Genomic DNA, 22,692 nt, shown 5'->3' with positions numbered 1-22,692 from the left:
AGGTGCGGAGCCGGGATCACAAAACGTGATCGATAATCAACAGCGCCGCGAAACCGATTAGGATGGTACCCGTCAGGCGGTTGAAGGCCAACAGGATTTTGGGGTTTTTCAACCAACGTCGAACGATCTCGCCCATGAACGCGATCGGTGTTTGCCACAGGACGTTGATCGCCACCAGGGTGACGGCCAGGGTAATTAGCTGGGCTCCGGTATCGCCGCGACGCAGGTCGATAAAATTGGGAAACAGGGCGAGGAAGAGCAAGATCACCTTAGGATTGAGCAGGTTGCACAATAGGGCGTCGCGAAAGGCGTGATGGGCCTTGAGTGGAACGCCCGCTCCATCGAGGTGGATCACGGCGCCATGGCGAAAGCTCTGGACGCCCAGTCCCATCAGATACAGCGCGCCGGCGACGGCGAGGGTTTTGAATAAAATTGGGGACGAGGCGATGAGAACGGAAACCCCAAGCACGGCGAGCAGGGTATGCACAAACAATCCGGCCTGCACGCCGAGCACGCTGACCAACCCCGCGCTGCGCCCCGCTCTTAGTGTGGCGCGAAGAATGATCAGGGTGTCCGGTCCGGGCGAGATGACGATGGCCAGGGCGGTTAAGACGAAAAGCCCCAAGGTGGCGGGGGGGACGGGAAGCGACATGCCTCAACCTTCGAAAATGTGAACGATGCCGCTATTGCGGCGATGGCGCGGCGTACGCCTTGATGACAGTGACCACGATTACAGGGATAGGGCGAATTGGGCAAGCGCATCCAACGCCGCGTCCCAATTTTCGACTTCGCTGCGTCCGGATTTCTTGCGTGGTTTGAAGCCGTGATCGCCGTCGGCCATCCATTTGAGTTTGATCGCCGGAGACAGGGCGTATTCGGCGATATCCTCGCGGCTGCCCAGGGTGTCCCTTTCGCCTTGGATGATTAGAGTCGGCGTGCGCAGGTTCAGAAGATGCGCGGTGCGCAATTTTTCGGGCTTACCCGGCGGATGGAAGGGGTAGCCTAGGCACACCAGCCCCCTAGGGGGAGCGCCTTCGTCTTCCAATGTGCGCGCGAGCATGGAGGCGATGCGCCCACCCATGGATTTTCCGCCAATGATCAAGGACGCCGGGGAGAGTTCGTCGATCGCCTCGCGCCAAGTTTGCAAGAGAACCCGCGCCGGGTTGGGCGGACGTTTTTTACCGTCTGTGCGGCGCTGCGCCATGTAGGGAAATTCGAACCGCGCACACCGCAACCCACGCCGGGCGATTCCTTCGGCGAAAGCGGCCATGAAGGGGCTATCCATGGGTGCGCCGGCGCCATGGGCGAGGACGACCGTCAGCGCGGCGTCCGGCGGGCCGGTGAATAGGAAATCGATCATGGTCGCGTCCCCACCGATCGCCGCCTCAGCCGATCTTATATTCGGCGAAAAAATCGTTGCCCTTGTCGTCGATAATAATGAAGGCGGGGAAATCGACGACCTCGATCTTCCAGACCGCCTCCATGCCCAGTTCGGGGTATTCCAAGCATTCGATCTTCTTGATCGATTTGTATGCCAGTTCGGCGGCCGCCCCGCCGATCGAGCCCAGATAAAAACCGCCATGTTTCTTACAGGCCTCACGGACCTGCGCCGAACGGTTTCCCTTGGCCAGCATCACCAACGAGCCGCCGGCGCTTTGAAATTCCTCGACATAGGTATCCATGCGCCCGGCGGTGGTCGGACCGAACGATCCCGAGGCGTAGCCTTCGGGCGTCTTCGCCGGGCCGGCGTAGTAAACGCAGTGATCCTTGATGTACTGGGGCAGGCCCTGACCGGCATCCAGGCGTTCCTTGAGCTTGGCGTGGGCCGAATCGCGGGCGACGATGATCGGCCCGCTCAGCAGCACCCGGGTTTTTACCGGGTATTGACTGAGGCGCGCGCGGATCGCATCCATCGGTTCGGTGAGGTCGATCTTGACCACCGCCTCGTCGAGATGTCCTTCGGTAATGTCGGGAAGATACTTGGCGGGATCGCGCTCCAGGCGTTCGAGAAAGACGCCGTCGCGAGTAATCTTCGCCAAAATTTGACGATCGGCGGAGCACGACACCCCAATCCCCACCGGGCACGACGCGCCATGGCGGGGCAGGCGGATGACGCGGACATCGTGACAGAAATACTTGCCGCCGAACTGCGCTCCGATGCCCAGGTTTTGGGTCATTTTGAAGACCTTGGCTTCCCACGCCGGATCGCGGAACGCCTGACCGTGGGCATTGCCCGCCGTGGGCAGGCCGTCCAGATAACGCGCGCTGGCCAGCTTCACGGTCTTCAGGTTCATTTCCGCCGAAGTGCCGCCGACGACAATCGCCAAATGATAGGGCGGACACGCCGCGGTGCCCAGGGTGCGCACTTTCTCGTCGAGAAACGCCATCAGGGACTTTTCGTTGAGCAGGGCCTTCGTCTGTTGATAGAAAAACGTCTTGTTGGCCGAGCCGCCGCCCTTGGCCATAAACATGAAATGGTATTCGTCGCCCTGGGTGGCATAGAGGTCGATCTGCGCCGGCAGGTTGTTGCCGGTGTTGACCTCGGAGAACATGTCGAGCGGGGCGACTTGGCTGTAGCGCAGATTGTTCTGGGCATAGGCCTTGAGCACGCCCTGGGACAGGGCGGCGACGTCATCGCCGCCGGTCCAGACGTTTTCGCCTTTTTTGCCCATCACGATCGCGGTGCCGGTATCTTGGCACATCGGTAGTACGCCGCCCGCCGAGATGTTGGCGTTTTTCAGCAATTCCAGGGCGACGAAACGATCGTTCTGTGACGCCTCGTCGTCGTCCAAAATTTGGCGCAACTGCGCCAGATGCGAGGGTCTTAAGAGGTGGGAGGTATCGCGCATCGCCTCGGCGGCCAGGTCGGTCAACACGGTGGGGGCGATCTTTAGGATATTCCGCCCTTCGACGTGAAGGGTGTCGATATCCGCGTCGGGCATATCGACTTTGCGATATTCGGTGGTGTCGGGACCAAGGGCGAAAATGTGATGGAGATCGTTTCCCGTCATGACTGAACCTCGATGGAAAAACTAAAAAAGGGGGGCGCGGGCGGCGCTACGGGCCGAGAACGCCCGGCGGATATTCGTGCGTCGGGATGAAAACGCCGGGGGGCTTATTTTTTACGAAAGGCGTCCAGCGTGATGACTTGGCCGCTTTTTTCGTCTTTTTCGGATACATCGCCGACCGACGGCTTGTCCTTATCTCCCTTGGATCCCGCAGCCTTGAAGGGGAGATCGTTCGGAGCGCCCGACGTGGCGGCGTCATTATCGTTTTCGTCGATGTCGATAAAAAGATCGTCCCCGCCGTCGCCGAGATCGTCGTCATCGCCATCGTCTTCGATTTTAAGCTGAAGCCCGAAATTCACCGACGGGTCGGCGAACGCCGCGACGGAATCGAAAGGTACCGTCAAACGTTCGGGCTTGCCGCCGAAACTGAGGGTGACTTCGAAGGCGTCGTCGCGCACCACCAGTCCGTCGAATTGATGTTGCAGGACGATGGTCATGTCTTCGGGGTGCTGGGCGCGCAGATGCGGCGGAATACGGACCCCCGGCGCATGCGTTCGAAAGGTAATGTAAAAGTGGTGATCGCCGGGCAGGCCGTGTTCGTTTATAAAATGCAGACCGCGCCGAATGACGCCCCGCAAGGCGTCTTCAACCCAACGATCATAACGCAGAAGATCGTCCTCCATGGCGTATCTCGACTTTCCTGTAATCCCAAAACCAAGGCGCCCACCCATGGATCGCCACCAAGTGGGGCGAAAGAAGGCGTCGCAATTTTGTAACAGCGTTTGCGCCGCGCGTATATGAGAGAAAACAAAAAAAAGTGGGGGGCTTCTGTTGCTAGGCGCCCCCCGGGCCCCGCAGATGCTTAGCGATTAAGCGGCAACTGCATATGCCTGATTATCGTTGGCATTTCTACGTTTTGATCCCGATACGGTGGGTATCATGCCGGGCAAAAACTGTACCTTTACTACGCACGTCGATCCTATTTCGCCCCCATATGTTTCCGTCGGCGACATTGAGGCCGACGGAAAACGGGAAATTGGTGGAGGCGCCGGGTACCGCCCCCGGGTCCGTAACGCTTATTCCGAACAGCGTTTATTACCATAGCCAGCGAACTGGCAGGGCTAATATAGGGCGGCGGCGGTCAAAAAGGAAGGGGGCGGGAAAAGATTAAGGCGTTCTTCGTATTCGTTCGCCGTTTCCGCTTTTATCTTCTCTTTTGTGAGGACTTTTCTTTTCGAGGCGGCGTTGGGCTTGGACGATGGGACGCGAAAGGGTAAAGTGCGGCGAACGGGATAAGCGCCGTCGGCGCATTTTCCGATCCCGCGAGATCACGCATACGCCATCACGCATACACCATAAGGACACACGATGGACCTGACGCCAGAACAAAGGGGCGAAATCGACGCCCTGCGCAAGCAAAATACCCCGACACGTCGGGTCTGCTCCCCGGCGCTGGAGGAGGTGCTGTACGAACCCGTTCCCGTTCTCGATCACGGTTTTGTGCGGGTCATCGACTATATGGGCGATGACGGCGCGATCGTTCAGGCGGCGCGCGTTTCATACGGTAAGGGCACGAAAAAAACCCAGAACGACGCCGGACTGATCAACTATCTGATGCGCCACCGCCACACGACGCCCTTCGAGATGTGCGAAATCAAATACCACATCAAGATGCCGATTTTCGTCGCTCGGCAATGGATTCGCCACCGTACCGCCAACGTCAACGAATATTCGGCGCGCTATTCGATCATGGATAAGGAATTTTACATTCCCGCGCCCGATCAATTGGCGGCGCAATCGCGTAGCAATCGCCAGGGTCGCGGCGACGTTCTTCAAGGCGAAGAAGCTCAGCGCGTCCTCGATCTTTTGCGCGACGACGCCGCGCGGTGTTACGAGCACTACGCCGAGATGCTGAACGAAGGCGACGACGGCGCGGCGCTGGATGACAATCGCCAAGGGTTGGCCCGTGAACTGGCGCGGATGAACCTGACGCTCAATACCTATACCCAATGGTACTGGAAGATCGATCTGCACAATCTTCTACATTTCCTCAGCCTGCGCGCCGACGGCCACGCTCAGTACGAAATTCGGGTTTACGCCGAAGCCATGATGGAAACGCTAAAACGGTGGACGCCGATCACCCATGATGCCTTCGTCAATTATCGGATGGGCGGGGTGCATGTTTCGGCGAAGGGTATGGATGTCATCCGCGCCTTGCTCAACGGTGATGAGGTGACCGCGCAAAGCGCGGGGATGTCGCCAAGAGAATGGCGCGAATTAATGGAAAGTCTTGGACGTTGAGGGCAGGCGTCCCTAAGTAAACATCTGTGCGCACGTTAAAGAGCGTGATTGACCTTGATAGCGGGGGTGTATCACCCTCTCCGGTTGTGGAGCGAACGGATGCCGACGAAAAGCCAGCGCAAATTATTTTCCGCAGAAAAAACCCTGCTCAAGAAACGCGGAGCGGATGAAGTTATTCACCATAAACCCGACCCCGGCGTGGATACCTCGCAAATTCTCGCGGCCATCGAGGGGTTGAAAAAGTCGGTTGAAAAAGCGGCGGCCCCGGTAACCGCCGCCGACTTGCCGGAAATGGGCGTGTTGCGTGGCCAACTCCACGAAATGCGCGAAAGTATTGATAAAACCAAGCTCGAAATCGCCTCGATGCGCAAACCCGGCGAGGGCGACGATCGGTTGGTGACGGCGGCGATGGAATTGGACGCCATCGTCAAGGCCACCGAGGAGGCGACCAACAATATTCTCTCGGCGGCGGAGGATATCGACGAGCGGGTGCAAAAGCTGAAAGATCGTATCGGCGACGTCGGGGCCATTCAAATCCTGGATGAAATCAGCGGGCTGACGATCCAGGTCTTCGAAAATTGCAATTTCCAGGATATTACCGGCCAGCGCACCAACAAGGTGGTCAAGACCATCAATTACCTGGAAGATCGCATCCACACCATGATCAATATTTGGGGCGAGGAAGAATTCGAAGGCTTGGTGCTTCCCGAAGCGGAATCCGATCAGGATAAGAAGCTCCTCCAGGGGCCTCAATTGGAAGGGGCGGGCGTCAGTCAGTCCGACATCGACGCCTTGTTCGATTAGGAAAAGCTCCAAGCCCGAGGCGGCGGCGAAAAAATAATGTTGATAAAAAAACGGGGCGGACCAAAGGATGTCCGCCCCGTTTTTTCACACGCCGCCCGCGGGCGGCGCAATGTGTTCAAGACGCCTACTGAATAATTTTCGGCATCGAGACCTGCTTTTTTTCCAGTTGGGCGCAAATTTTATTCCAGATCGTCTCGGCGATCTGTTTATAGGCTTGGGCATGGGCGCTATCCGGTTGCGAATCCACGATGGGATGACCGCCGTCGGAAGTTTCACGAATGATAATATCGAGTGGAATTTCGCCCAAGAAATCCATGCCGACGGTCTCCGCCTCCTTGCGCGCGCCGCCATGGCTGAAGATATCGGTGCGTTCGCCGCAATGCGGGCAGGCGAAATAGCTCATGTTTTCGACGATGCCGAACACCGGAACATCGACCTTGCGGAACATGTTCATGCCCTTGCGCGCATCGAGCAAGGCGATGTCTTGCGGGGTCGAAACGATGACCGCGCCGGTCAGCGGTACTTGTTGCGCCATGGTCAGTTGGACGTCGCCGGTGCCCGGCGGCATATCCACGACGAGGACGTCGAGCGCGCCCCAATTGATGTCACGCATCATTTGCTGCAATGCCGATTGAGCCATCGGTCCACGCCAGATGATGGGCGTGTCCTCATCGACCAAAAGTCCCATCGACATACATTTGACGCCGTGGGCGAGCATCGGGTCCAGGCGTACGCCGTCCGACGAAGTCGGTTCGCCGGAAAGTCCCAGCATACGAGGCATTGACGGGCCGTAAATGTCGGCGTCGAGAATGCCGACGCTGCGCCCCTGCGCGGCCAGGGCGAGGGCGAGATTGACCGCCGTGGTCGATTTACCCACGCCGCCCTTGCCGGAAGCCACCGCGATGATCGCCTTGACGTCGGGCATCAGGGGGGCGTTAGGGTCGGGCTGGGCCGCCTGAGGGGTGGGGCCGCCGGCTTCGTTGCGGGTGTCTTTTTCCGCTGTCAGCACCACGGTGGTGGAGAGGACGCCGTCGAGGGCCTGGACGGTTTGTTCCGCCGCCTTGCGCAGCGGCTCGGCGCTTGCGCCGACCTTGGGATCGACGACGATGGCGAAGATGACATGACCGTCCTGGGTTTGAATGCCCTGGACCATGCCCTTCTCGACGATGCTCTGATCGCCATCCTTGACGGCGCCGAGCGCCTCCAGGATGGTTTCTTCTGTAACTTGACTCATACTTGAAATCTCCGCGCTGTAAGCTGATATCCCTGTGACCCCGTTGGCGTTCCCGGCGGGGCAAACGTTGCGTGGTGCGCTAAGCTGCCTTATAAGGCAAGCAGACGGTGATATAAGCGTATCCATTAGAAATGCAAAATATAAATCCCGCATCAATATTTCGATCATGGGAATGATGCGGTCCAAAGTGAAGGGAAATGTGATCAATGGCATGGAAACCTCAAGGCGGCGGCCCCTGGGGCGGCGGCGGCGGCGGCGGCGGACAAGGCCCCTGGGGCGGCGGTTCGCAAGGCGGGGGTCAGCAACCACCCGACATCGAGGAAATGCTGAAGCGTTCGCAGGATCGCTTCAAGCAGATGCTGCCGGGGGGATTCGGCTCGTTCAGGGGCGTTGTCTTGGCCGTGTTGGCCATTTTTGCGCTGTGGATGGGCAGCGGGGTGTACCGGGTCGAGGCCGGTCATGAGGCCGTGGTGTTGCTGTTCGGAAAATACACCAAGACGTCGGACCCTGGGTTGCACTGGTTTTTCCCGACACCGATCGGCACGGTTCTTAAGGTCGATGTGCAAAGCATTCGCCGCGTCGATGTCGGTTATCGCAGCACCGGCGACGTGAGCCGCGTTTCCGGGACGGGTCGGGACATCCCCGCCGAAAGTCTGATGCTGACCGGCGATCAGAACATTATCGACCTCAACTTCACCGTACAATGGAGCGTCAAGGACCCGCAGGCCTACGTTTTCAATATCCGCAATCCCGACAAAACGGTCAAGGCGGCGACCGAAAGCGCGATGCGCGAAGTGATCGGACAGACCGATCTGGAATCGGCGCTGACCGGCGGACGCGGCCAGATCGAGGCCAAGGCCCACGCCTTGATCCAAAAAATTCTCGACAGCTACGGCGCGGGGATCAGCATCGCCCGCGTGCAGTTGTTGAAGGTGGACCCGCCCAGCGCCGTGATCGACGCCTTTAACGAAGTTCAACGTGCGCGCCAGGATAAGGTGCGTAAACAGAACGAAGCCCAGGCCTATATGAACAAGGTGGTGCCGACGGCGCGCGGTGAGGCGCAACAGGTGATCAAGGCGGCGGAGGCGTATCGCCAACGCGTCGTCAAGGAGGCCGAAGGTGAGGCCAAGCGCTTTACCTCCGTTTATGACGCCTATAAAAAAGCGAAAGACGTCACCGTTCGTCGCTTGTATATCGAAGGCATGGAAGCGGTCCTTCGCAACACCCCGAAAACGATCATCGACCAAGGCAAAGGCGGAACCAACGTCGTTCCCTACCTTCCCTTGAGTGAAATTCAAAAAAACCGGGGAGGGTCCAGCAAATGAACAAGACAGTATTTGCCGTTTTGGGCGTGATTGTTGTGATAATCGGGATAACGTTGAGTTCGGCGCTGTTCACGGTCGATCAACGCGATCAGGTCGTGGTGCGCCAATTCGGCGAGCCGGTCCGGCTGTTTTCCAAGGATCTCGCCGTCGTGCGCACGCCGGGGCTCTATTTCAAGTTGCCTTTCTTTCAGGATGTGCTGGTATACGATAAACGGATATTGGACCTCGATCCGCAGCCCGAGGAAGTGATCTTAGCCGACCAGAAACGGATCAATGTGGATTCGTATGCCCGTTATCGCATTACCGATCCGCTGCTGTTTTTGAAAACCGTGCGTAGCGAGACCAACTTCCGCGATAAGTTCGGCGGCATCTTGAATTCGTCGGTGCGTAACGTCCTCGGGCTGTTTTCGTTGCCCGACCTTTTGTCGCGGCAACGCGACAGCATCATGAGGCAAATCGACGAATTGGTCGTCAAGGCCGGCAAGAGCTTCGGCGTCGAGGTCGTCGATGTGCGTATCGGACGGACCGATCTGCCCGAGGATATTTCCAAAAACGTTTACGAACGTATGCGCACCGAACGGCTTCGCGAAGCCAATAAGTTGCGCGCGGAAGGCGATGAGGCGAAAAACACCATTATGGCCAGCGCCGATTTGCAGAAAAACATCATCATCGCCGACGCCAATTTGAAAGCGCAGATTCTGCGCGGTGAAGGTGACGGCAAGCGCACGACCATTTTGGGCGCAGCCTATGGTCATGATTTGAAGTTTTTCGAACTCTACCGGTCCTTGAGAGCGGCGCGCACGACGCTGACCGACGGCAAAACGAATCTTGTGTTGTCGCCCAACAGCGACCTGTTGACGTTTCTCAAAAATCTGACCGGGGATATCAAGGCCGCCAAATGACAAGGCGACCATTCTCGGCGGCGGCCCCCCCGGGCTCGCCGCCTCCTCGGTCCCGAGAGTTTTGAAAGGGGCCGCGCCGGATGAGCGATTTTCTGGCCGCCTTGGGTCTGGCGGTGGTGATCGAAGGGGTTTTGTATGCGCTTTTCCCGGCGCATATGAAACGCATGATTGTATCCATTTTGGAGATGCCCGAGGGTAAGATGCGTCTCGTCGGTCTTGCGATGGCGGGGATCGGCGTGTTGATCGTATGGTTCGTCAGGGGGTAGAAAATGGCGGCGCGTGGGCTAATTTTCCCAATCGCGCCCGGAATTCGCCACACTTATAACAAATTGATTGGCCATCGTAACGATCAAGCGCCCCCGCGGCGTAGGCAATTTCAGGCAAATGAAGAAAGATCATGATGAACACACATGAAAGCTACACTACGGCACGGGCCGCGATGCACGCTCCGGGACGCAGGTTGTCCCTGTCCGTGCTGGTGACGGCATTCGTTCTCGCTTTGATGTTCGCCGCCTCGGCACACGCCAAGGGTGCGCCGGAATCGTTCGCGCCTCTGGTGCACAAACTGCTTCCGGCGGTGGTGAATATTTCCTCGACGCAGACCATCGAAACTCGAGACGGCCCGGCGATGCCGCAATTCCCTCCGGGATCGCCGTTCGAGCAGTTTTTCAAGGATTTCATGGATCGGGGCGGCCAGCCGAACCAGATGCATAAGCGCAAGGCGACCTCGTTGGGTTCGGGATTTATCATCCAAGACAAGGCTGACGGCGACGCCTATGTGGTGACCAATAACCACGTCATTCAGCACGCCGACTCCATTCACGTTATCTTGCAGGACAACACGCGTCTCAAGGCGACGCTGGTCGGGCGGGATACGAAGTCGGATATCGCGGTTCTTAAAATTCATACCAAGCGCAAGCTGGCGTCCGTGCCTTTCGGCAATTCCGACGCGGCGCAGGTCGGCGACTGGGTGGTGGCGATCGGCAATCCGTTCGGTCTCGGCGGCACGGTGACGGCGGGTATCATATCGGCTCGTGGCCGGGATATCCGATCCGGTCCCTATGACAACTTCATCCAGACCGACGCCTCGATCAACCGGGGTAATTCCGGCGGCCCGATGTTCAACATGGAGGGTCAAGTCATCGGCATCAACACGGCGATCTATTCGCCCTCGGGCGGCAGTGTCGGGATCGGCTTTGCGATCCCCAGCATGTCCGCGGAACCGGTGATCAAACAGCTTATCGCTCACGGCGAAGTGCGCCGGGGTTGGTTGGGCGTGCGCATTCAGGACGTGACGCCGGAAATCGCCGACACGCTGGGCCTCAAGGACGCCAAGGGCGCTCTGGTTTCCAGCGTGATCAAAAACGGACCCGCCGAAAAGGCCGGCCTGAAACCCGGCGACGTCATCGTCACCTTCGACGGCAAGGACGTGCCGGCGATGCGCAAGCTCCCCAGGATCGTCGCCATCACCGATATCGGCAAGCGGGTTGACGTCAGGGTTTGGCGTGACGGAGCCTACAAGGATTTGTGGGTGACGCTCGGCAAGCTGGACGACAAGACGGAGGCGGCCGCCGAAAAAGGCTCGAAGACGCCACCGCCGGCTGCGGTGTCGGAAAAGAAGGTCGCCGGTCTCGGCTTGACGTTGTCGAAGCTTACCCCCGAACTGATCAAACACTATGACCTTGCGGACAATACCCAGGGCGTGGTGGTGACGGGGGTCGATGAAAACGGGCCCGCGGTGGAAAAAGGCATCCGCGAGGGCGATGTGATCGTCGAAGTCAGTCAGCGCAAGGTCAGCACGCCAGCCGAAGTGAGCGATCTGATCGCCAAGGCGCGAAAAGACGGACGCAAATCGGTAATTTTATGGCTAGAAGGTCAATCCGGGATGCGGTTCGCCGCCGTGCGTATCGGCAAGTAACCGTCCATTCCACGCATCGCTCGGACCCGTCTTGATATTCAAGGCGGGTATCCGGGGCCGGACAAGAGAAAGGGAGCCTCGCCAAGGGGCTCCCTTTTTATTGGCCGCGGGCGCTCCACGCGTTCGGCGGAAGGGGGGAGGAGGGTTCAGCGGGAAGTGTTCGGGAAGGAATAGCCGTTTTTCCCCGACCCCTTTACGCCGTACATGGCGTTGTCGGCGGAGGTCAATAAGGCGTCGTAATTGCGACCGTGCTCGGGATACAAGGCGATGCCGATACTGGCGCCGATCGCACCCTTGTTCGTGTCCAAGTCGAACGGCGCGGACAGCGACGCCAGAATTTTCTGGGCGACCTTGACGGCGTTGTCGGGGCTTTCGAGTTGATCTAGGACGACGACGAACTCATCGCCCCCCATGCGCGCGGCGGTGTCGGTCTCTCTGAGGCAACCGCGCAGGCGGTGCGCGACTTCGACCAAAACTTGGTCTCCGGCATCGTGACCATAGGTGTCGTTGATCGCCTTAAATCCATCGAGATCGACGAACAAAACCGCGACTCCTAAGCGGTTTCGTTTGGCCTGCTTCAACGCGTCGTCCACTTTTTCCGGTAAAAGCGTGCGGTTGGGTAGGTTCGTCAGCATGTCATGGGTGGCGAGTTGGCGGTAACGCTCCTCGGTACGGCGACGTTCGGCGATTTCATCGCGCAACGCACGGGTGCGTTCCTCGACGCGGTGTTCCAGGGTATCGATCGACGACCTTAGGGCGGCGACGGCGCGGTTGTGCGCGGTAATATCGCGGGCTTCGATCATGACCTGCTCGGCATCCCCGCCATCCAAGGAAAAAAAACCGACGTCGGCATCGATCATTTTTCCGTCAATCCGCTTTAGGCGAACCGGCAAAAGGGTGTTTTCCCGCGCCAAATCTCGAAGGGAAGATTCGATGATCTCCCGATAATCGCGCTGCGTGAACGCGCTAACGGGGCGGCCAATGATTTGCGTCTCATCCGTTGCGCCCAGCATCTTAAGGCCGGCGGTGTTTATGTACGTAATACGATTGGCTTCGCTGACGCAAATCAGGTCCAGGGCGTTGGCGACGAGATGGCTGTAGCGTTCCTCGCTACGGCGCGCCGCTTCGGACAAGGAAAGGCGATCGTTGACGTTCTCCGCGATGAGTACGAAGGCTTCGGGGTGTATTTCACGGGCGTGGTGCACACGTATGTTGACCCGGATATCCGTGTCGTCCAGGGTGCGCAAGACAAAGGAGGTAGAGGTGTTTTTTTCGGCTAAGGCGGCGCAAAAAACGTCCGTATGCGCCGCGTCATGGTCGGGGATGAAATCTGCGAGGTGGCGGCCGATAAGCTCTTCCACCGCTTTCGCTCCCAATATGTTAACACCCGCCTCGTTAAGGTATTCGATGGTCCCGTTTTGGCATACGCAGACCATGTCCGAAAAAATTTGGAACAGATTGGGGTGGTTCACGAAACAGGAAAATCGCGGACCCACGACGCGCCGATCTTCGGTGGCGTCCGAATTGTAAGATGTTGACGGGATGTGTCGCGGCATTTTCATGGCTGTCGTACGCTGACAAAGTGGAAAGAAGACAAGACGCCGACAGTGTCGTCAAGCACGCCCCCACGCCCCGAGAACGCGAGGGTCGGGCGGACGGGCGGAGTCCATGCCGGGAGCGGACGTTCCTGTCGTGTCACGCTGTTCAATGGTCTTCCTCAAGAGGTTTTTATATTTGTACCGGTGTGCCGCAAGATATAAAAATTTAGCCATAACAATTGGTTATAGATTCTCGTAGGGAGCAAAACACGTTCCCGTATATGTTGGAACGGCATGGGGAAAAATCCACAAAAAAACGCCATGCCGGATGGCGGATGCGCCGCCGAGTCCCGCGCCCGCGCCTTAAATCCCGAAGCCGGAGGAGGTCGCCCCTTTAATTTTAGGTGGCCTCTTTAATTTTAGGTGATTGTAAATTCGTCTCGGGCATAGCCTTGAGCGAACAGCAGGGCCGTCAGGTCGCCATGGTCGATGCGATGGCGCGCACCGGCGGCGACGGCGGGTTTTGCATGGTAGGCGACGCCCAGGCCGGCCGACAGCAGCATTGGCAGGTCGTTGGCCCCATCGCCGACGCTGAGGGTCTCGATGGTGGGGATGCGTTTTTTTCCGGCCAGCGCGAGGAGGGTTTTTAGTTTCGTTTCCTTATCGACGATAGGTTCGATGACCCGTCCGGTGAGTTTTCCCCCGGCGATCTCAAGGTGATTGCCGAGATGTTCGTGAAAACCGACGGTGGCGCTGATCCGTTCGGTGAAGTAGGTGAACCCGCCCGAGATCAAGGCGGTGTATGCGCCGTGGGCGCGCATCGTACGCACCAGCGCTTGGGCGCCGGGACTGACGGCCATCGCCTTCAAGGTTTCCTCAAGGCACTTTTCTTCCAGCCCGCTCAACATTCCGACACGCTCGAAAAGGGCCTCGGCGAAGCCGATTTCGCCGTTCATCGCGCGCTTTGTAATCGCTGAGATACGCTCCTTCAAACCGGCGAAGGCGGCCAGTTCGTCCAGAGTTTCGCCGGTGACGATGGTTGAATCCATGTCCGCGATCAGGAGCTTTTTGCGTCGTCCGTCCAGCGATTGGCTGATAATGTCGATCCCCGGCGTGTTCGGAATTTCGTTCAGGGTTTCGCGCACGGCGGCTTCCGCTTGCTCGACGGCCAGGCCACTAAAGGCAATGTCGCAGGCCTCGTTCGCGCTTAACCACACGGCTTGCCCGGTTTCCGCCCCCAGGACGTCCATCGCGGCGCGGGCGCGGGCCGCTGTGGCGGCGTCGAGAATGCTGGCTTGAGGAGGGGCAATTAGGGTAAGTACGGAGTCCATGGCGACGTTCTATCCAATTGATCAAGGCGACAAGACGACAAGGCGACACGACACCATGACGAAACCGCCGACATCGGGCGCCTCGGGCGCCGCCGAACGGGCCGTGCTGGCGGTCATAGGGCCGACCGCGAGCGGCAAGTCGTCGTTGGCTCTTGATGTGGCGACAGCCTTCAATGGAACCGTCATAAACGCCGACAGCCTTCAGGTCTACAAAGAATTGCGCATTTTAACGGCGCGTCCCAGCGCCGAAGAGGAAGCGTGCGCCCCTCATCGTTTGTATGGCGTTCTGCCTGGGAATGCGGGATGTTCCGCTGGGCGTTGGCTGGACATGGCGCAGCGGGAAATCGGCGCCGCCCAGGATGAGGGGCGCCTGCCCATCGTCGTCGGCGGGACGGGGATGTACCTTCAGGCCCTGATCGAGGGGTTGTCGCCGATGCCCGATATTCCGGACGAAATGCGCGCGCGGGCGGCGCGGCGGCGCGAAGCCCTCGGGGCGGCGGCATTCCACGAGGAAGTCGCCGCTTTCGATCCCGAGGCCGCCCGGCGGATCCCCCCCGGGGACACCCAGCGCCTAATCCGCGCCTGGGAGATCTACCACCAGACCGGGCGGACGTTTTCGGCCTGGCGCGCCGCGCCCCGGCGGCGCGCGGCGACGTTGGAAAATATGCAATTCCACATCCTTGCGCTGACGCCCGAGCGGAGCGTTTTGTATCCGTCCATCGAGCGGCGGTTCGACGCCATGATGACGGGGGGCGCGGTGGACGAGGTGCGCGCCCTGCTGGCTTTGGGGTATCCGCCCGGCGCGGCGGTGATGAACGCGGTCGGGGTCGAACAAATCAAGGCTTATCTGGAGGGTACACTTCGTTTGGAGGATGCCGTGAGCGCGGCGAAAACGCTTTCCCGGCGGTACGCGAAACGACAATTGACTTGGCTGCGACGACAAGTATCGCGGGCGAAGCGCATAGACACGCAATATTCAGAAAGCCTAAAGCCGGAAATCTTTTCATTTATTCGCCAGTTTTTGTTGACCCGATAAAATTGAGGGACTAGGTTTCCTTTATTCGCGGTTCGGGACCGCCCCTTGAGGGCGGCCCTGTTGCGTTATAAGGTGTTTCTTCGCGTCGCCCTCGGGATGGGGGTGCGACGCAAAGGCGACTTCACGAAATTTGAGGGCGCTCCCCGCCCCGCGTGACGGTTTGAGTCGACTGAGGTCGGCGCGTGTGGGGACGTCTTTAGACCATTCACACGCGCCGCTCCGCATTGGGTGGGGGGCGTTAACCGCCTTCGGGCAAAGAGGCCAGAACGATGTCACATAAGCAGCTCACCGGCGCCCAAATCTTGATCCAAGCCTTGGCGGATCAGGGCGTGGATACCATTTTCGGTTATCCCGGAGGGGCCGTGCTGCCGATTTACGACGTCATTTTTCAGCAAAATCGCATTCGTCACATCCTTTCGCGCCAGGAAGGCGGCTCCGTCCACGCGGCGGAAGGTTACGCCCGCTCCACCGGCAAGGTCGGCGTCGTGCTGGTGACCTCCGGTCCCGGCGCGACCAACGCGGTCACCGGTCTGCTCGACGCGATGATGGACAGCATTCCCCTGGTTTGCATTTCCGGCCAGGTGCCGACCCATCTGATCGGCAACGACGCTTTTCAGGAGGCCGACACCACCGGGATCACCCGCCCGTGCACCAAGCACAATTATCTGGTCAAGGACGCCAATGACCTGGCGCGGGTGGTGCACGAGGCCTTTTATGTCGCGCGCTCCGGTCGGCCCGGCCCGGTATTGATCGACCTGCCCAAGGATGTGGCGATGGGGCTTGGGGATTATCTGGCGCCCGGTAAGATCAAGCACAAAAGTTACCGCCCCACGGTTAAGGGCGATATCTCCGCCATCAAAGAAGCGGTGAAAATGCTGTCTTCGGCGAAGCGCCCGATCGTTTACGCCGGCGGCGGCGTCGTTAATTCGGGTCCGGGGGCGAGCACTATTTTGACCAATTTGGTGCGCTTAACCGGGGTTCCGATCACCACCACCTTGATGGGACTGGGTATTTTTCCGGGAGACGATCCGTTGTCCCTGGGGATGCTTGGGATGCACGGCACCTATGAAGCCAACATGGCGATGCACGACTGCGACGTCATGGTGTGCATCGGGGCGCGTTTCGACGATCGCGTCACCGGTCGGTTGGATGCCTTTTCGCCCGGCTCGCGTAAAATCCATATCGACATCGACCCCAGTTCGATCAACAAGAGTATCGCGGTGGATCTGCCGATCGTGGGCGACGTCGGGCACGTTTTGGAAGATTTTCTCAAAATCTGGAAGACGAGTCAGGCGGCGATGAACGAAAAGGCGTTGAAGTCCTGGTGGAAGCAAATCGATAAATGGCGCGATCGCCAGTGCCTGCGCTACAATCTGGATGACACCATCATCAAACCGCAATACGCGATCCAGCGTCTATACGAACTTACCCGCAAGCAGAGCAAGGAAGTCTACGTCAGCACCGAGGTCGGCCAACACCAAATGTGGGCGGCGCAGTATTTCAAATTCGACAGGCCGAACCGGTGGATGACCTCCGGCGGGTTGGGCACCATGGGCTACGGCTTGCCCGCGGCGCTCGGCGTCCAGGTCGCCCATCCCAAGGCGCTGGTTGTCGATATCGCGGGCGAGGCGTCGATCCAAATGAATATCCAGGAAATGGCGACGCTGGTGCAGTATCGTCTGCCGGTCAAAATTTTCATTCTCAACAACCAGTACATGGGCATGGTGCGCCAGTGGCAGGAACTGCTCCATGGCGGGCGCTATTCGGAAAGCTATATGGAAAGCCTGCCCGACTTCGTTAAATTGGCCGAGGCGTTCGGCGCCCACGGCGTGCGCGCCGAAAAAATGGCCGACCTTGATGGCGCCATCGCCGAGATGTTGGCCACGGAGGGGCCAGTGATCGCCGATATTTGCGTCGATGAAAAGGAAAACTGTTTTCCGATGATCCCCTCGGGGGCGGCCCACAATGAAATGCTTTTCGGTCCCGACGATACGTCGGCCAAGCCCATTTCCGAAGAAGGCATGGTCCTGGTGTAGGCCCCGCGCCGCGTTCAAGCCACCCTTAAAACCGTCCGTGACCCTTGACATTCCGTCCGCATCGACCGCCCTTGCATCCGGTGCGTGATAATAAAGCGAGATACAGATAGTGACGCCGATAGACCAAACGATCAGAAGTCATACCATCTCCATCCTGGTGGACAACGAGCCGGGCGTGCTCGCCCGTGTCATTGGCCTATTTTCCGGGCGTGGCTATAATATCGAAAGCCTGACCGTCGCCGAGGTCAGCGAGGACGATAATTTCTCGCGGATTACGGTGGTCACCTCGGGCACGGCGATGATTATCGAGCAAATCAAGGCGCAACTGGGGCGTCTCGTTCCGGTCCACCAGGTTTCCGATCTGACCTTGGACGGTCCCTCGGTGGAGCGGGAGTTGGCCCTGGTCAAGGTGCGTTCAAGCGGGGATAAGCGCGTCGAGTCTCTGCGCATCGCCGATATTTTTCGCGCCCGTGCGCTGGACAGCACCAACGAATCGTTTGTCTTCGAAATTGTCGGCGATACCGGAAAACTCGACGCCTTTATCGAACTGATGAAGCCGCTGGGTCTGATCGATGTATCGCGGACCGGCGTCGTCGCCATCGCTCGGGGGCCCGGCGACGGCAAAATCTCCACTTGATTGCCTTCTTCAAACAGCGTTACCAAGCACTCTTAAAGGAAACAAATTCATGCGTGTTTATTATGATCGCGACGCCGACCTCAATTTGATCAAGGCGAAAAAGGTCGCCATCGTCGGCTATGGCAGCCAAGGCCACGCCCATGCCCTGAACCTGCGCGACAGCGGCGTGAAGGACATCTGCGTCGCCCTTCGCGACGGTTCTTCCTCGCGCGCCAAGGCCGAAGGCGAGGGGCTGAGCGTGATGACCCCCGCCGCCGCCGCCGCCTGGGCCGACGTGGTGATGATCCTGGTGCCCGACGAACTGCAGGGCGACCTTTATGCGGACGACCTGAAAGACAACATGAAGGAAGGCGCGGCGCTGGTTTTCGCCCACGGCCTGAACGTGCATTTCAACTTGATCGAACCGCGCGCCGACCTCGACGTCTTCATGATCGCCCCCAAGGGGCCGGGTCACACCGTGCGCAGCGAATATCAGCGCGGCGGCGGCGTTCCTTGCCTGGTCGCGGTGGAACGGAACGCCACCGGCAACGCCCTGGAAATCGCGTTGTCCTATGCCTCGGCGATCGGCGGTGGGCGTTCGGGAATTATCGAGACGACCTTCAAGGAAGAATGCGAGACCGATCTGTTCGGCGAGCAGGTCGTGCTCTGCGGCGGCCTGACCGAACTGATTCGCAACGGCTTCGAAACCCTGGTCGAGGCGGGCTACGCGCCGGAAATGGCCTATTTCGAGTGCCTGCACGAGGTCAAACTGATCGTCGATCTGATCTATGAAGGCGGCATGGCGAACATGCGCTATTCGATCTCCAACACGGCGGAATACGGCGATTACGCCACCGGCCCTCGGATTGTTACCTCGGACACCAAGGCGGAAATGAAGCGTGTCCTTGATGATATCCAGTCGGGTCGCTTCACCCGGGATTGGATGCTCGAATGCAAGGCCGGTCAGCCCAGCTTCAAGGCGACCCGGCGGCGCAACGCCGAACACCAGATCGAAGAAGTGGGTGAGCGTCTGCGCGCCATGATGCCGTGGATTTCGGCCAACAAGCTGGTTGACAAAGAGAAAAACTAAGCCCGCGTCCCAGCGCCGTGGATTTTTCGAAAAGGGCGGAACATTTCGGTTCCGCCCTTTTAAACGGGCGATATACGCCGTCGGCGGCGTGAAAAAAAGTTGTCAGCGCCCGAGAATGCTATATCCTGGCGCACGGCTAAGGTTTGCGCCTTTTCCCTTTTATGGGGGCGCGAACACCCCAGAGAAGCGAGTGCGATAACGGTGAGCTATAGGTGGATGCAGGTTGCGATGGCGGCGGGCGGGGAATTTTCCTCGGCGGCGCCGACGCGCGCGCTCAATGTCCCCCTGGAGGGAAGCCGTCCCGTCGCCGGTTTTTCCGCCACGCCCCTGCTTGGTGGCCTCCTTCGACTTAGGCGCCCCTGAGTATCGCCTGTGACGCATTTTGCGCCGGGTATTCAGGGGATGAGTAGCTCCGTTCATACGCTTTGAGTAACGATGATACGCTTTCACGAGAACAAGAAAGCGTAGCCTAAGAAGACAAGGATAGTTCCATGACCGAACAATCGTCCCCATCCGCTGCGGATGGTGTGTCCGCCGCCGACCCCCGGCGGGTCGTCATTTTCGACACCACCTTGCGCGACGGCGAGCAATCGCCCGGCGCGTCGATGAACCTGGATGAAAAACTGCGCATCGCCCTGGCCCTGGAAGAACTCGGCGTCGATGTTATCGAAGCCGGGTTTCCGATCGCCTCGATCGGCGATTTCGAATCCGTCCATGAAATCGCCAAAGTCGTTAAAAATTCCACGGTCTGCGGTCTGGCGCGCGCCGCCAAGGGCGATATCGAACGCTGCGCCGAGGCGTTGGCCCCGACCGCGAGGAAGCGTATCCATACCTTCATCTCCACGAGCCCGCTGCACATGAAGTACAAGTTGCAGATGGCCCCGGAGCGGGTGCTTGAAAAAGTCGTCGAAAGCGTGAGCCAGGCGCGCAATCTGTGCGACGATGTCGAATGGTCGGCCGAGGACGGCTCGCGCACCGAGCACGATTTCCTTTGCCGTTGCGTCGAGGCCGCCATTCGTGCCGGGGCGGGAACCGTCAACATACCCGACACCGTGGGCTACGCCATGCCCGACGAATTCGCCGCCTTGATCGCGATGCTGATAAACCGCGTGCCGAACATCGACAAGGCGATCATTTCGGTGCATTGCCATAACGATTTGGGGGTCGCGGTCGCCAATTCGTTGGCCGCCGTCAACGCGGGGGCGCGCCAGGTCGAATGCACCATCAACGGCCTGGGCGAGCGGGCGGGCAACGCGGCGCTCGAAGAAACCGTAATGGCGCTGAAGACCCGCCACGACAGGTTGCCGTTCACGACCGAGATCAAGACCGAGCAGATCACCAAGGTGTCGCGCCTGGTCTCGGCGGTGACCGGCTTTGTGGTGCAGCCCAACAAGGCGATCGTCGGGGCCAATGCCTTCGCTCACGAATCGGGTATTCACCAAGACGGCATGCTCAAACACGCGGGAACCTACGAAATCATGTCGCCCGAATCGGTGGGTCTGAATCAGTCGAAACTGGTTTTGGGTAAGCATTCGGGACGTCACGCCTTCAAGGAAAAACTGAAGGACCTGGGTTATGAATTCGGCGATAACGCCGTCGAGGACGCCTTTCGCCGCTTCAAGGACCTGGCGGACAAGAAGAAAGACGTTTTCGACGACGATATTGTCGCCCTGGTCGATGACGAGGTCATGCGCGCCAACGATTACTTGAAATTAGTCTCGCTGGAAATCTTGTGCGGGACCAAACACAACCCACCCGAGGCGACATTGGAATTGAGCATCGACGAAGTGAAAAAAAGTCACACCGCGACGGGCGACGGGCCGGTCGATGCCGCGTTCAACGCCGTCAAGGCGTTGTTCCCCCACCGGGCGCGCCTGCAGTTGTATCAGGTCCACGCCGTGACCCAGGGTACCGACGCCCAGGCCGAGGTCACCGTTCGTCTCGAAGAGGACGGGCGCACCGTCATTGGCCAGGCGGCGGATACCGACACCATGGTCTCTTCGGTTAAGGCTTATATCAATGCGCTCAACAAGTTATTGGTGAAACGGGAAAAAACTGCCCCGTCGGCGCTTTCCGCCTAGCTTTGATGAACGGGATTTGAGTATATTGTGAGCGCCGGGGTTCCACCCCCGGCGCTCATTGTCCAATGAGTGGACCCGAATTTAATGAATGGTCCTTGACGCATGACCCCGCGGCGTCTTTGAATGGCGTCTCCCAACAAGGTGTGAGGTTCGATGTTTTCCAGATTGTTCGGCTTTTTATCTGCCGATATGGCGATTGACCTAGGTACGGCGAATACGCTGGTTTATGTCAAGGGTAAGGGGATTGTCCTGAACGAGCCCTCCGTTGTCGCCATTACGGAAATCAAGGGTAAGAAGCAAGTTCTTGCCGTCGGCGAGGAAGCCAAGATGATGCTGGGGCGCACCCCTGGAAACATTCAGGCGATCAGACCGTTGCGCGACGGCGTTATCGCCGATTTCGAAGTCGCCGAGGAAATGATTAAGTATTTTATACGCAAGGTCCACAAGCGACGTAGCTTCGCCAGCCCCCAAGTCGTGGTTTGCGTACCGTCGGGATCCACTGCGGTGGAGCGCCGGGCCATTCAGGATTCGGCGGAAAGCGCGGGGGCGCGCAAGGTGTGGCTGATCGAAGAGCCGATGGCGGCGGCGATCGGCGCCGGGCTGCCGGTGACCGAACCGACGGGCTCGATGGTGGTCGATATCGGCGGCGGCACGACCGAGGTCGCGGTGCTGTCGTTGGGCGGCATCGTTTACGCCAAATCGGTGCGTGTCGGCGGCGACAAAATGGACGAGGCGATCATCGCCTATATCCGGCGCAATCATAATCTGCTGATCGGCGAAGGGTCGGCGGCGCGGATCAAGGAAACCATCGGTTCGGCCTGCCCGCCCGAGGAAGGCGACGGACGCACCATGGAAATCAAGGGCCGCGATCTGATGAACGGCGTGCCCAAGGAAATCGCCATTACCGAACGGCAGATCGCCGAAAGCCTGGCGGAACCGGTGGGCGCGATCATCGAGGCGGTGAAGGTGGCGCTGGAACACACCGCGCCCGAATTGGCGGCCGATATTGTCGATAAAGGGATCGTGCTGACGGGCGGCGGCGGTTTGCTCAGCAACCTCGATCATGTTTTGCGCCATGCCACGGGACTTCCCGTGTCCATCGGGGACGATCCGTTATCGTGCGTGGTCATGGGTACGGGGCGTGCTCTGGAAGAAATGCACCGTCTGAAACACGTCCTATCGACGATGTACTGATCCGATCTCGGCGCGGGGATTTTCGGGGGCGCGTGCCGGCGCGCCTTGCGCGGGGAGGCGATTTCTCAAATGGATCGCACCGGCGAAGGGGCCGCGTGGGGGGGAAGAATTCGCATGGGGAAGTGAACGACGCCTTAAAACGGCCACGATAAAAAGCCATAATGGACAGCATGGTTTTGTTATGGCCTGGCCCGAAAAAATTCGGGGCCTGAAAAAAGCCGGGCGCCGTACTTTTTCTGTTTTGCCATCGTATGTTAACGTGGTGTCAACCGATCGTG

Annotated in this window: 19 protein-coding genes and 1 other RNA gene; 12 read left to right on the top strand and 8 right to left on the bottom strand. The window is 59.1% G+C overall.

From position 1 onward, the window contains the following. Window positions 1-16 precede the first annotated feature (16 nt). The 5 genes from P3M64_RS04435 to ssrA form a co-directional block, all read right to left on the bottom strand. Entirely contained in the window at window positions 17-652 is a 636-nt protein-coding gene (locus tag P3M64_RS04435) for a LysE family translocator (RefSeq protein ID WP_132939785.1), read from the bottom strand. 78 nt (window positions 653-730) lie between these two features. Further along, window positions 731-1,360, bottom strand: coding sequence for an alpha/beta fold hydrolase (locus P3M64_RS04430; protein ID WP_132939786.1), 630 nt, complete (start codon window positions 1,358-1,360; stop codon window positions 731-733). Between the two features lie 25 nt (window positions 1,361-1,385). Beyond that, on the bottom strand, window positions 1,386-3,011 hold the full coding sequence (locus P3M64_RS04425; protein WP_132939787.1) for a fumarate hydratase: 1,626 nt from the start codon (window positions 3,009-3,011) through the stop codon (window positions 1,386-1,388). Between the two features lie 104 nt (window positions 3,012-3,115). Further along, window positions 3,116-3,691, bottom strand: a complete 576-nt coding sequence (locus tag P3M64_RS04420; protein WP_132939788.1) for an SspB family protein — start codon at window positions 3,689-3,691, stop codon at window positions 3,116-3,118. A 133-nt stretch (window positions 3,692-3,824) separates the two neighbouring features. Continuing rightward, window positions 3,825-4,164: a transfer-messenger RNA gene (gene ssrA, locus P3M64_RS04415) on the bottom strand. Window positions 4,165-4,376: 212 nt separating this feature from the next. Between ssrA and thyX the strand changes: the two genes are divergently transcribed. Both thyX and P3M64_RS04405 read left to right on the top strand, forming a co-directional pair. Then, window positions 4,377-5,309: an FAD-dependent thymidylate synthase gene (thyX, locus tag P3M64_RS04410; protein WP_132939789.1), complete on the top strand. Its 933-nt coding sequence runs from the start codon at window positions 4,377-4,379 to the stop codon at window positions 5,307-5,309. Window positions 5,310-5,408: 99 nt separating this feature from the next. Then, window positions 5,409-6,113 (top strand): hypothetical protein, encoded by a 705-nt coding sequence (locus P3M64_RS04405; protein WP_132939790.1) that lies wholly within the window; start codon window positions 5,409-5,411, stop codon window positions 6,111-6,113. 124 nt (window positions 6,114-6,237) lie between these two features. Here P3M64_RS04405 and apbC read toward each other — a convergent pair whose 3' ends face one another. Beyond that, window positions 6,238-7,347 carry an iron-sulfur cluster carrier protein ApbC gene (gene apbC, locus P3M64_RS04400; RefSeq protein ID WP_132939791.1) on the bottom strand — a complete coding sequence of 370 codons (1,110 nt, stop codon included), beginning with the start codon at window positions 7,345-7,347 and terminating at the stop codon, window positions 6,238-6,240. 206 nt (window positions 7,348-7,553) lie between these two features. Between apbC and hflK the strand changes: the two genes are divergently transcribed. The 4 genes from hflK to P3M64_RS04380 all read left to right on the top strand — a co-directional run bounded on the left by hflK (window position 7,554) and on the right by P3M64_RS04380 (window position 11,492). After that, the gene (gene hflK, locus P3M64_RS04395) at window positions 7,554-8,672 is read left to right on the top strand and encodes an FtsH protease activity modulator HflK (RefSeq protein WP_132939792.1); all 1,119 of its coding nucleotides are present in this window, start codon (window positions 7,554-7,556) and stop codon (window positions 8,670-8,672) included. After that, complete coding sequence (hflC, locus tag P3M64_RS04390; protein ID WP_132939793.1) at window positions 8,669-9,574, top strand: protease modulator HflC; 906 nt, start codon at window positions 8,669-8,671, stop codon at window positions 9,572-9,574. Before hflK ends, hflC begins: the two co-directional genes overlap by 4 nt. A gap of 80 nt (window positions 9,575-9,654) precedes the next feature. Beyond that, a complete protein-coding gene (locus tag P3M64_RS04385) occupies window positions 9,655-9,840 on the top strand; it encodes a DUF2065 domain-containing protein (protein ID WP_132939794.1) in 186 nt (61 codons plus the stop codon). Window positions 9,841-9,971: 131 nt separating this feature from the next. Then, window positions 9,972-11,492, top strand: a complete 1,521-nt coding sequence (locus P3M64_RS04380) for a DegQ family serine endoprotease (protein ID WP_165886383.1) — start codon at window positions 9,972-9,974, stop codon at window positions 11,490-11,492. A 146-nt stretch (window positions 11,493-11,638) separates the two neighbouring features. On the opposite strand, the gene P3M64_RS04375 is transcribed toward P3M64_RS04380, so the two are convergent. Continuing rightward, window positions 11,639-13,048 carry a diguanylate cyclase domain-containing protein gene (locus P3M64_RS04375; protein WP_407702168.1) on the bottom strand — a complete coding sequence of 470 codons (1,410 nt, stop codon included), beginning with the start codon at window positions 13,046-13,048 and terminating at the stop codon, window positions 11,639-11,641. 401 nt (window positions 13,049-13,449) lie between these two features. Further along, window positions 13,450-14,361 carry a phosphoserine phosphatase SerB gene (gene serB / locus P3M64_RS04370; protein WP_132939796.1) on the bottom strand — a complete coding sequence of 304 codons (912 nt, stop codon included), beginning with the start codon at window positions 14,359-14,361 and terminating at the stop codon, window positions 13,450-13,452. Window positions 14,362-14,416: 55 nt separating this feature from the next. Here serB and miaA point away from each other — a divergent pair, with 55 nt between their 5' ends. The 6 genes from miaA to P3M64_RS04340 all read left to right on the top strand — a co-directional run bounded on the left by miaA (window position 14,417) and on the right by P3M64_RS04340 (window position 22,414). Then, the gene (gene miaA, locus P3M64_RS04365) at window positions 14,417-15,397 is read left to right on the top strand and encodes a tRNA (adenosine(37)-N6)-dimethylallyltransferase MiaA (RefSeq protein ID WP_132939797.1); all 981 of its coding nucleotides are present in this window, start codon (window positions 14,417-14,419) and stop codon (window positions 15,395-15,397) included. Window positions 15,398-15,666: 269 nt separating this feature from the next. Beyond that, window positions 15,667-17,433, top strand: coding sequence for an acetolactate synthase 3 large subunit (locus P3M64_RS04360; protein ID WP_132939798.1), 1,767 nt, complete (start codon window positions 15,667-15,669; stop codon window positions 17,431-17,433). A 109-nt stretch (window positions 17,434-17,542) separates the two neighbouring features. Next, complete coding sequence (gene ilvN, locus P3M64_RS04355) at window positions 17,543-18,070, top strand: acetolactate synthase small subunit (protein WP_165886385.1); 528 nt, start codon at window positions 17,543-17,545, stop codon at window positions 18,068-18,070. 49 nt (window positions 18,071-18,119) lie between these two features. Further along, window positions 18,120-19,139 (top strand): ketol-acid reductoisomerase, encoded by a 1,020-nt coding sequence (gene ilvC / locus P3M64_RS04350; RefSeq protein WP_132939800.1) that lies wholly within the window; start codon window positions 18,120-18,122, stop codon window positions 19,137-19,139. Between the two features lie 491 nt (window positions 19,140-19,630). Continuing rightward, a complete protein-coding gene (locus P3M64_RS04345) occupies window positions 19,631-21,220 on the top strand; it encodes a 2-isopropylmalate synthase (RefSeq protein ID WP_207893199.1) in 1,590 nt (529 codons plus the stop codon). A 153-nt stretch (window positions 21,221-21,373) separates the two neighbouring features. Next, window positions 21,374-22,414, top strand: a complete 1,041-nt coding sequence (locus P3M64_RS04340; protein ID WP_132939801.1) for a rod shape-determining protein — start codon at window positions 21,374-21,376, stop codon at window positions 22,412-22,414. Window positions 22,415-22,692: the final 278 nt, after the last annotated feature.

It is taken from the genome of Varunaivibrio sulfuroxidans (genome assembly GCF_029318635.1).
In the GTDB taxonomy this organism is placed as follows: domain Bacteria; phylum Pseudomonadota; class Alphaproteobacteria; order Rhodospirillales; family Magnetovibrionaceae; genus Varunaivibrio; species Varunaivibrio sulfuroxidans.
This window is presented reverse-complemented; position numbering and strand designations above follow the sequence as displayed.

Bases quoted from the DNA above. Each gene is read 5' to 3' on its own strand.
- P3M64_RS04435 (WP_132939785.1), bottom strand. From the start codon at position 652: ATGTCGCTTCCCGTCCCCCCCGCCACCTTGGGGCTTTTCGTCTTAACC.
- P3M64_RS04430 (WP_132939786.1), bottom strand. From the start codon at position 1,360: ATGATCGATTTCCTATTCACCGGCCCGCCGGACGCCGCGCTGACGGTC.
- P3M64_RS04425 (WP_132939787.1), bottom strand. From the start codon at position 3,011: ATGACGGGAAACGATCTCCATCACATTTTCGCCCTTGGTCCCGACACC.
- P3M64_RS04420 (WP_132939788.1), bottom strand. From the start codon at position 3,691: ATGGAGGACGATCTTCTGCGTTATGATCGTTGGGTTGAAGACGCCTTG.
- thyX (WP_132939789.1), top strand. From the start codon at position 4,377: ATGGACCTGACGCCAGAACAAAGGGGCGAAATCGACGCCCTGCGCAAG.
- P3M64_RS04405 (WP_132939790.1), top strand. From the start codon at position 5,409: ATGCCGACGAAAAGCCAGCGCAAATTATTTTCCGCAGAAAAAACCCTG.
- apbC (WP_132939791.1), bottom strand. From the start codon at position 7,347: ATGAGTCAAGTTACAGAAGAAACCATCCTGGAGGCGCTCGGCGCCGTC.
- hflK (WP_132939792.1), top strand. From the start codon at position 7,554: ATGGCATGGAAACCTCAAGGCGGCGGCCCCTGGGGCGGCGGCGGCGGC.
- hflC (WP_132939793.1), top strand. From the start codon at position 8,669: ATGAACAAGACAGTATTTGCCGTTTTGGGCGTGATTGTTGTGATAATC.
- P3M64_RS04385 (WP_132939794.1), top strand. From the start codon at position 9,655: ATGAGCGATTTTCTGGCCGCCTTGGGTCTGGCGGTGGTGATCGAAGGG.
- P3M64_RS04380 (WP_165886383.1), top strand. From the start codon at position 9,972: ATGATGAACACACATGAAAGCTACACTACGGCACGGGCCGCGATGCAC.
- P3M64_RS04375 (WP_407702168.1), bottom strand. From the start codon at position 13,048: ATGCCGCGACACATCCCGTCAACATCTTACAATTCGGACGCCACCGAA.
- serB (WP_132939796.1), bottom strand. From the start codon at position 14,361: ATGGACTCCGTACTTACCCTAATTGCCCCTCCTCAAGCCAGCATTCTC.
- miaA (WP_132939797.1), top strand. From the start codon at position 14,417: ATGACGAAACCGCCGACATCGGGCGCCTCGGGCGCCGCCGAACGGGCC.
- P3M64_RS04360 (WP_132939798.1), top strand. From the start codon at position 15,667: ATGTCACATAAGCAGCTCACCGGCGCCCAAATCTTGATCCAAGCCTTG.
- ilvC (WP_132939800.1), top strand. From the start codon at position 18,120: ATGCGTGTTTATTATGATCGCGACGCCGACCTCAATTTGATCAAGGCG.
- P3M64_RS04345 (WP_207893199.1), top strand. From the start codon at position 19,631: ATGACCGAACAATCGTCCCCATCCGCTGCGGATGGTGTGTCCGCCGCC.
- P3M64_RS04340 (WP_132939801.1), top strand. From the start codon at position 21,374: ATGTTTTCCAGATTGTTCGGCTTTTTATCTGCCGATATGGCGATTGAC.